A 6,432-nucleotide genomic window follows, 5' to 3' on the forward strand; every position below is an offset into this window, starting at 1 on the left:
CAGAGACCCGGCAGCCGGCCAGCGGCCGGCTCTACCCCTCCATGCATGGGCCACGCATCAGGTGATACACAGTTGGTAGTGCCGGCCGCTGGCCGGCAGCCCCCGGGACCCGGCAGCCGGCCAGCGGCCGGCTCTACGCCGCCTTATTCGTCAAACGGACGCTGGCCGAGCGTCTGCGTCACGTGGTCGACGAAACAGGTGATGCGCGCGGCCAGCGCGGTGTTGCGGTAGTACACCGCGTTGATCGGCTGGCGCACCTCCTGCGTCTGCTTGGCGAACAACTGCACCAGGCGGCCGTCACGCCGGTCCTGGCGGGTCAGGAAGTCGGACAGGCAGGCGATGCCCAGCCCGGTCACCGCCATCTGCCGCAGTGTCTCGCCACTGGACGAAGCAATCGCCGGCTCAATCACGAAAGGGCCGCCATCGGCATCCTGCAGCGGCCATTCGTTCAACGAACTGGGCTGGGTGAAGCCAAGCAGGTCGTGCTCGCGCAGCTGCTCCACCCGCGTGGGCGTGCCACGCCGGCGCAGGTACTCGGGGCTGGCCACCACGCGGATGCGGCTGTGGCCGATGGGCCGCGCATGCAGGGTGGAATCGCGCAGCACGCCAATGCGGAACGCTACGTCGGTGCGCTTCTCGATCAGGTCGGTGATGCCTTCATTGGAATTCAGCTCCAGCTCCACCTGCGGGTAGCGCTCGCGGAAGCCCTCCAGCAACGGCACGATGACGTGCAGCATGAACGGCGTGGCGGCGTCTACGCGCAGGCGCCCGACCGGCTGCAGCCGCCGCGCGGCCATCTGTTCCTCGGCCTCGTCCACCGTGGCCAGGATCGTGCGCGCGTACTCCAGGAATGCGGCTCCCTCCTCGGTCAGCTCCAGCCGCCGCGTGGTCCGCCGCAGCAGCGTGGTCTGCAGCTTGTCCTCCAGCCGCGCCAGGGTGCGGCTGGTGGCGGAGATGGTCAGCTCCAGCTCTTCGGCCGCGGCAGTGATCGAACCGCTGTCGACCACGGCCACGAAGGCCTTCAGCTCATCCAGGGTGGTTTTCATTTTTTACCTCGGCGCAAAAGCGTTTCCCGTATACACGGCTTAATCAACAAATGTAAAGCGCCCACACTTCGCCCTGTCCCGAGCCCACCGGCTCTCAACGAAGTCCCTGGAGTCCATCATGAGCGTTCCTTCCTTTGGCGTCGGCACCTTCCGCCTGACCGGCCAGATCGTCATCGATTCGGTGCGCAACGCCCTCGACGTCGGCTACCGTGCGATCGATACCGCGCAGATCTACGGCAACGAAGCCGAGGTCGGCCAGGCCATCGCCGAATCCGGCGTCCCGCGCAACGAGCTGTTCCTGACAACCAAGATCTGGGTGGACAACTACGCCGCCGACAAGCTGATCCCGAGCCTGCGCGACAGCCTGGCCAAGCTGCGCACCGGGTACGTCGACCTGCTGCTGATCCACTGGCCGGCGCCGGGCAATGGCGTTGAACTGCGCGAGTACATGACCGCGCTGGCCGAAGCCAAATCGCTGGGCCTGACCCGTCAGATCGGTGTGTCCAACTTCAACATCGAACTGACCCGGCAGGCCATCGAGGTGGTCGGCGCCGGCGAGATCGCCACCAACCAGATCGAACTGAGCCCCTACCTGCAGAACCCGGCACTGACTGCCTTCCTGCAGGAACAAGGCATCACCGTCACCTCCTACATGACCCTGGCCTACGGCAAGGTGCTGAAGGACCCGGTGCTGGCCGCCATCGCCGACAAGCACCAGGCCACCGTCGCCCAGGTCGCGCTGGCGTGGGCGCTGCAGCGGGGTTACTCGGTCATCCCGTCCTCGACCAAGCGCGAGAACCTGGCCAGCAACCTGCTTGCCCAGGACCTGCACCTGGATGCCGATGACATGGCCGCGATCGCCGCGCTTGACCGCAACGGCCGCGAAGTCGATCCGCCGGGCCTGGCCCCGGCCTGGGACTGAGGAGCCTCGCCATGGGCAGTGCGTTGACGCGGCTGCAGGCCGGTGGTTTCAGCATCGGCATCGAAGCACCGCTGGACAATGACTGGACGCCGCTGGGCGAACAGGCAAGACGCGCCGCGCGACGCCTGCCCGGCGAACCGGACCTGCAGCGCCATGCGGAGCTGGCACGGTTGGCCGACCGCCTTGGCTTCCGTGCGCTGTGGGTACGCGACGTGCCGGTGTACGACCCGGCCTTCGGCGATGCCGCACAGGTGTTCGAGGTGTTCAGTTACCTCGGCTACCTGGCCGGCATCACCGAGCACATCCTGCTGGGTACCGGCGCAGTGGTGCTGCCGATCCGCGAGCCGTTGCTGACCCTGAAGTCGGCACGCAGCGTGCAGCGGCTGAGCGGTGACCGCCTGCTGCTGGGCGTGGCCAGTGGCGACCGCCCGGTGGAGTACCCGCTGTTCGGCCGCGACTTCGACAGCCGTGGCAGCCGCTTCCGCGAGCAGATCGCACTGCTGCGCGAAGGCGCCGCCGCGCACCTGCCGCAGGGCCTGGACGTGCTGCCCGCGGATGGCCCGGCCCCGCCGCTGTTCGTGGCAGGCCTGGCCCAGCAGCAACCGGCGTGGATCGGCCAGCACATGGATGGCTGCCTGGCCTACCCGGGCACGCCGCAGGACCATGTACAACGCGTGGCGGCCTGGCGCGCCGTGGCCGGTAACAAGCCCTATGCCAGCTTCATCCACCTGGACCTGGTTGCCGATGCCGATGCTCCTTTGCAGCGCTGGCGCTTCGGCCTGCGCGGCGGCCGCAACGCCCTGCTGGCCGAGCTGCACGCCATGCGGGCGGCCGGTGTCGACCACATCGGCCTGCAGTTCCGCCGCAACGAACGGCCGTTGGCCGAAACCTTCCACGAAATCGCCGAGTACGTGCTGCCGCACTTCCCGGCCCACGCCGGCGCCGCTGCGCCGCATGCCCCGCTTGCCGCCCCCGCGACGGCCTGACAGTTACCGGAGCTTTGCCATGAAGATGAAGACCCTGGCCGCGCTAGCGCTGGCTACCCTGCCGCTGTCCTTCCAGGCCACTGCCGAGGACTGGTACCCCTCTGCCTACGGCGCCAACGACGAGATCGGCGCGGCCAACCTGCTGACCGCCGACGTGGTCAAGCACGCGGTCTCGCTGGTCAGGACCGGCAAGACCTATCCGCTGGCGGTGCCGGTGGACAAGAACCTGCCCGCGTTCCGCCACCGCAGCTTCCGCCTGTACAACGTGCAGGTCGGCCAGCAGGCTGGCAAGTCGCTGGGCCCCAACAAGTTCACCTTCAACGATGAACTGGTGAACGCCTGGACCGGCGTTGGCACCCAGCTCAACGGCATCGGCCATATCGGCATCGACAACGTCTACTACAACGGCAACAAGGCCGCCGACTTCGTCACCGTGGACGGGGTGCGCAAGCTCGGCGTCGAGAAGGTGCCGCCGATGGTCACCCGTGGCGTCGTGCTGGACATGACCACGTACTACGGCAAGGCGATCGTGCCCGGCGGCACCGAGTTCACCGTGGCCGACATCCAGGCCGTGCTGAAGAAGCAGGGGCTGCGCCTGCGCAAGGGCGACGTGGTGCTGTTCAACACCGGCTGGCTGGAACTGATCGGCAAGGACGACAAACAGTTCCTGGAAGTGGAACCGGGTATCGGCATGGAGGCGGCGAAGTGGCTGGCCGACCAGGGCATCGTCGCCTTCGGTGGCGACACCTGGGCCTCGGAGGTCTACCCGAACCCGAACGGTGCCGAGGAGTTCCCGATCAACCAGTACATGCTGGCCAAGCGTGGCATCTACAACCTGGAGCTGATCGACAGCCGTGCCCTGGTGCGCGACAAGGCCTGGGAATTCCTGTTCGTACTCGGCCAGCCGCTGTACGTCGGTTCGACCCAGGTCAACATCAACCCGGTGGCGATCCGATGAACACTGCCCCCGCCTTGCCGTTGTTCGCCGACCGCCGCTTCCGCGTCAGCTATGACGGCCTGGCCGCCGACAATGTCTACAGCGCCGATGGCCGCCACGTGCAGTACGCCATCGTCTCCGGCGCCTATGCCGGTGCGCGGGGCGAAGCCGCCTGTGAATGGCAGCGGATCAGCGACGGGGTCTATGCCATTTCGTGGCAGGAAGCCGATGGCGCCACGGTCGTGCATGTCGATGACTTCGCGGGCGGGCATTCGCTGGCCTGGTTCACCGCCACCGATGGCAGTTTCCATCGCATGCAGGGGCCGCTGCACGCGCTGTGATGCGGGCCAGCGGCCGGCACTACCCCCTGCGGTCGGACAGCTTCGCGTGCCGCTCCGGTAGTGCCGGCCGCTGGCCGGCACCCCCGGTCTGCTCGAACACCCCGGCCACCCAGTCGATGAACACCCGCAAGCGTGGGGACGGCGTGCGGTTGCGCGGGTAGACCAGGCTCAACGGGCTTGGGGTCGGCGGCGCGTCCGGCAACAGCTCCACCAGCTGCCCGCGCGCGATATACGGGTCCATCCGGTAGCGCGGAGCCTGGATGATGCCCAGGCCCGCCAGCGCGGCGCCGAGGAACGCATCCGCACCGGACACACGCACCCGCACCGGCAGCGGCACGTAGCGCACCTGCCCGCCCTGCTGGAACTCCAGCGGAATCAGCTGGCCGGTGGCGCTGGAGCGATAGCCCACCATTTCATGGCCACCCAGCAGGGACTCGATGCTGCCTGGCACGCCCTTGGCCTGCAGGTAGCCCGGCGCGGCCACCGTGACCTCGCGCAGCATCGCCAACCGGCGCGCCGCCAGATCGCTGTCGGCCAGCGTGCCCACCCGCAGCGCCGCATCCACGCCTTCGCGCAGCAGATCGACATAGCGGTCGCCTTCGCTGACCTCCAGTTCGATCTCCGGGTAGCGCTGCAGGAACTCCGGCAGGTGGGGAAACAGCAGGTGCCGGCCCAGCGTGCCATGCACCTCAATGCGCAAGGGGCCGCGCGGCGGCGCGTCACGGAAGGCGGCCTCGGCGTCGTCCATGTCGGCGATCAGGCGCAGACAACGGCCATAGAAGGCCTCGCCTTCCAGCGTCGGCACCACCAGCCGCGTGGTCCGGTGCAGCAGGCGCACGCCCAGCCGCTGTTCCAGCGCCTTGATCGCGTCGGTCACCGTGGCCCGCGGCAGGCCCAGGTCCTCGGAGGCCCGGGTGAAGCTGCGGCGCTCGACGATACGGACGAAGGCGCGCATGGCCGTGAAGCGGTCCATTGTTCGGCTATCCGGATGATGTTGGCGGATTATGCAGGATTATCCGAAAGCGCGATTTCGCGAAGATGGCGCTGCGCCACTTCGGCGTGTCCCCGTGGAAGTCACCATGACCCTCTCCCCCGCCCGCTCTGTCGCCTTGGTCACCGGCGGATCCCGTGGCATCGGTGCCGCCATCTCGCGTCGGCTCGCCGCCAATGGCCACGCGGTCGCGATCAACTATGCGGGCCGCCGCGACGACGCCGAAGCCTTGGCGGCCGAACTGAACGCCGCCGGCGCGCAGGCCATCGCGCTGCAGGCCGATGTGTCCGATCCGCAGGCGGTGCGCCAGCTCTTCGACGCCATCGAAGCCCGTTTCGGCGGCATCGACGTGGTGGTCAACAGCGCCGGGGTGCTGCAGCTGGCACCACTGGCCGATACCGACGACGCCCTGTTCGAGCGGGTGATCGGCATCAACCTCAGGGGCGCCTTCAACGTGCTGCGCGAAAGCGCGCGACGGGTGCGCGACGGTGGCCGGCTGATCACCCTGTCCACCAGCGTGGTCGGCATCCGGCTGGAGAACTACAGCGTGTATGCGGCCAGCAAGGCGGCGGTGGAGACGATGGGCGCAATCCTCAGCAAGGAGCTGCGCGGGCGCAACATCACCGTGAACGCCGTGGCGCCCGGACCGACCGCCACCGATTTGTTCCTGGATGGAAAATCGCCCGAGCTTGTCGAGCGGCTGGCGAAGATGAACCCCCTGGAGCGGCTGGGCATGCCGGAGGACATCGCCGGCGCGGTGGGGTTCCTGGCAGGTGCCGATGGCGGATGGATCAACGGCCAGGTGCTGCGCGCCAACGGCGGGATGGTATAGATCGCACAGGTGGCATCCACGCATGGCGCGACGCCCTTGTAGAGCCGAGCCCATGCTCGGCTGCTCTTCGCGCAAAGGCCAGAAGCAGCCGAGCGTGGGCTCGGCTCTACAGGTAGGTCAGGCGATGCGCCCCTCGCGGCGGCGATGCACCCAGTAGTACAGCGTCGGCGCGGTGGGGTTCCTGGCAGGTGCCGATGGCGGATGGATCAACGGCCAGGTGCTGCGCGCCAACGGCGGGATGGTGTAGATCGCACAGGTGGCATCCACGCATGGCGCGACGCCCTTGTAGAGCCGAGCCCATGCTCGGCTGCTCTTCGCGCAAAGGCCAGAAGCAGCCGAGCGTGGGCTCGGCTCTACAGGTAGGTCAGGCGATGCGC

General features: G+C 68.1%; 7 protein-coding genes and 1 pseudogene. 6 read left to right on the forward strand and 2 right to left on the reverse strand.

Annotated elements, in window-relative coordinates; all coding sequences use genetic code 11:
• Window positions 1-143: 143 nt before the first annotated feature.
• Window positions 144-1,046: a LysR family transcriptional regulator gene (locus tag AC5P7A_RS15450; protein ID WP_111206306.1), complete on the reverse strand. Its 903-nt coding sequence runs from the start codon at window positions 1,044-1,046 to the stop codon at window positions 144-146.
• Window positions 1,047-1,164: 118 nt separating this feature from the next.
• Between AC5P7A_RS15450 and dkgB the strand changes: the two genes are divergently transcribed.
• Genes dkgB through AC5P7A_RS15470 form a run of 4 tightly spaced genes read left to right on the forward strand, consistent with a single transcriptional unit; the run spans window position 1,165 to window position 4,232 of the window.
• Window positions 1,165-1,968 (forward strand): 2,5-didehydrogluconate reductase DkgB, encoded by an 804-nt coding sequence (gene dkgB, locus AC5P7A_RS15455; RefSeq protein ID WP_495220307.1) that lies wholly within the window; start codon window positions 1,165-1,167, stop codon window positions 1,966-1,968.
• A gap of 11 nt (window positions 1,969-1,979) precedes the next feature.
• Window positions 1,980-2,954 carry a TIGR03571 family LLM class oxidoreductase gene (locus AC5P7A_RS15460; protein WP_049439535.1) on the forward strand — a complete coding sequence of 325 codons (975 nt, stop codon included), beginning with the start codon at window positions 1,980-1,982 and terminating at the stop codon, window positions 2,952-2,954.
• A 19-nt stretch (window positions 2,955-2,973) separates the two neighbouring features.
• Window positions 2,974-3,912: a cyclase family protein gene (locus tag AC5P7A_RS15465; protein WP_126412369.1), complete on the forward strand. Its 939-nt coding sequence runs from the start codon at window positions 2,974-2,976 to the stop codon at window positions 3,910-3,912.
• A complete protein-coding gene (locus AC5P7A_RS15470; protein WP_197607022.1) occupies window positions 3,909-4,232 on the forward strand; it encodes a MoaF-related domain-containing protein in 324 nt (107 codons plus the stop codon). The genes AC5P7A_RS15465 and AC5P7A_RS15470 overlap by 4 nt, the downstream gene beginning before the upstream one ends.
• A gap of 19 nt (window positions 4,233-4,251) precedes the next feature.
• Here AC5P7A_RS15470 and AC5P7A_RS15475 read toward each other — a convergent pair whose 3' ends face one another.
• On the reverse strand, window positions 4,252-5,205 hold the full coding sequence (locus AC5P7A_RS15475) for a LysR family transcriptional regulator (protein WP_049439531.1): 954 nt from the start codon (window positions 5,203-5,205) through the stop codon (window positions 4,252-4,254).
• 106 nt (window positions 5,206-5,311) lie between these two features.
• Here AC5P7A_RS15475 and AC5P7A_RS15480 point away from each other — a divergent pair, with 106 nt between their 5' ends.
• Window positions 5,312-6,055: an SDR family oxidoreductase gene (locus AC5P7A_RS15480; RefSeq protein ID WP_197607020.1), complete on the forward strand. Its 744-nt coding sequence runs from the start codon at window positions 5,312-5,314 to the stop codon at window positions 6,053-6,055.
• A 169-nt stretch (window positions 6,056-6,224) separates the two neighbouring features.
• Window positions 6,225-6,302, forward strand: a pseudogene (locus tag AC5P7A_RS15485) (3-ketoacyl-ACP reductase); the annotation flags it as partial.
• Window positions 6,303-6,432 lie beyond the last annotated feature (130 nt).

Source organism: Stenotrophomonas sp. YJH_SMC_65, from assembly GCF_059369475.1.

Coding starts and splice junctions, on each gene's coding strand:
- AC5P7A_RS15450 (WP_111206306.1), bottom strand. CDS start 1,046: ATGAAAACCACCCTGGATGAGCTGAAGGCCTTCGTGGCCGTGGTCGAC.
- dkgB (WP_495220307.1), top strand. CDS start 1,165: ATGAGCGTTCCTTCCTTTGGCGTCGGCACCTTCCGCCTGACCGGCCAG.
- AC5P7A_RS15460 (WP_049439535.1), top strand. CDS start 1,980: ATGGGCAGTGCGTTGACGCGGCTGCAGGCCGGTGGTTTCAGCATCGGC.
- AC5P7A_RS15465 (WP_126412369.1), top strand. CDS start 2,974: ATGAAGATGAAGACCCTGGCCGCGCTAGCGCTGGCTACCCTGCCGCTG.
- AC5P7A_RS15470 (WP_197607022.1), top strand. CDS start 3,909: ATGAACACTGCCCCCGCCTTGCCGTTGTTCGCCGACCGCCGCTTCCGC.
- AC5P7A_RS15475 (WP_049439531.1), bottom strand. CDS start 5,205: ATGGACCGCTTCACGGCCATGCGCGCCTTCGTCCGTATCGTCGAGCGC.
- AC5P7A_RS15480 (WP_197607020.1), top strand. CDS start 5,312: ATGACCCTCTCCCCCGCCCGCTCTGTCGCCTTGGTCACCGGCGGATCC.